The sequence below is a fragment of the Sutterella massiliensis genome, from assembly GCF_016899755.1.
Classification (GTDB): domain Bacteria; phylum Pseudomonadota; class Gammaproteobacteria; order Burkholderiales; family Burkholderiaceae_F; genus Sutterella; species Sutterella massiliensis.
In genome coordinates this window covers 1-1,232 of sequence record NZ_JACJJC010000096.1, presented here as the reverse complement: position 1 = coordinate 1,232, position 1,232 = coordinate 1, and the positions used below count along the sequence as shown (strand labels likewise).

Genomic DNA, 1,232 nt, shown 5'->3' with positions numbered 1-1,232 from the left:
CCCTTGCCCCGTCCACGGCGGTACGGACGGCTTCAGGCTCTTCAAGCATTACGCAGCGAAGGGCGACGGGATCTGCAACACGTGCGGCGCCAAGACGGACGGCTTCGACATGCTCTGCTGGGTGAACGGCTGGTCGTTTGCGCAGGCGCTCACTGCCGTCGGGAACTTTCTTGGGCTCAAGCCGGAAGCCTCTGAAAACCGTTCTTCGCATTCGCATGCAACGAGAAGCACGACTGCGGATCTGCCGCCGCAGCCGGGCGAAGCGCTTCGCTTCGAAGGCGTTGTCGTCTTTGCAGGCACGAAGCCTTACAAGGACACGGGACGCAAAGCGTATGGCGTGGAACTTTTGTCGGCCAACGGCATGAAGCGCACCTGTTGGGGCAAAGAACTGGAAACGGCTCTGAAAGCAGCGGGCGCCTCCAGGGGCGATCGGGTTTCGCTCGTAAAAGTTCGAACGGAAGAGCGTCGCGGCTCCAAAGGGGCGTATCTCGTCAACGTTTGGGACTGTCTGCTCATACGCGAATCGGATCGGAAGGCTCGAGGCTTTAAGAAGAAGGAATCGACATCGGTCTGCGATGTCGGAACCGAAACGGCACCGTCGGCGAAGGATCTGAGTCCCCGCCACGAAGCCGTGGAAAAGCTCTGGGGCATTGCGCTTCCGATCCGCAAGGACCGGGATGCGTCCGCTCCGGCACTCAAGTATCTCGAGCGTCGCGGACTCAAAGACGCGCGCTGGGATGACGAGACGCTTCGATTCGTGCCGAATGCGATCTACCGCGTGCGAGAAGACAAGACGACCGAGCGCTGGCCCGCGATGGTGGCTGCCGTCCGAAAGGTCGACGGCTCCCTCGTGACGCTGCACAGAACCTTCCTTACCGAGGAAGGGACAAAGGCGCCTGTCGAAGAGGTGAAGAAGCTCATGGTGCTCCCGGAAGGGGAGACGATCAACGGGGCTTCAATCCAGCTCGGCAAGCCGCTCGACAAGCTCTGCGTTGCCGAAGGCATCGAAACGGCTTTGTCGGTGCAGTACGCTACGGGCATACCGTGCTGGTGCGCGATCTCCGCCAACGGACTCAAAACGGTTGAAATCCCCGCAGGGGTTCGAACCGTTCTGATCTTTGCCGACAAGGACAAGAGCGAGACGGGGGCTTTGGCTGCCGAAGCGCTCCGAAAGCGTCTTGCCGACGAGGGGCGACTGGCCGTGATCGTCAATATTCCGGATGCCATTCCGT

General features: G+C 60.9%; 1 protein-coding gene. It reads left to right on the top strand.

Annotation, left to right across the window (positions count from 1 at the left end; genetic code table 11):
- Positions 1–1,232 (top strand): DUF7146 domain-containing protein (locus tag H6A60_RS11495; protein WP_205104738.1); only part of this gene is annotated, 1,232 nt, incomplete at both ends.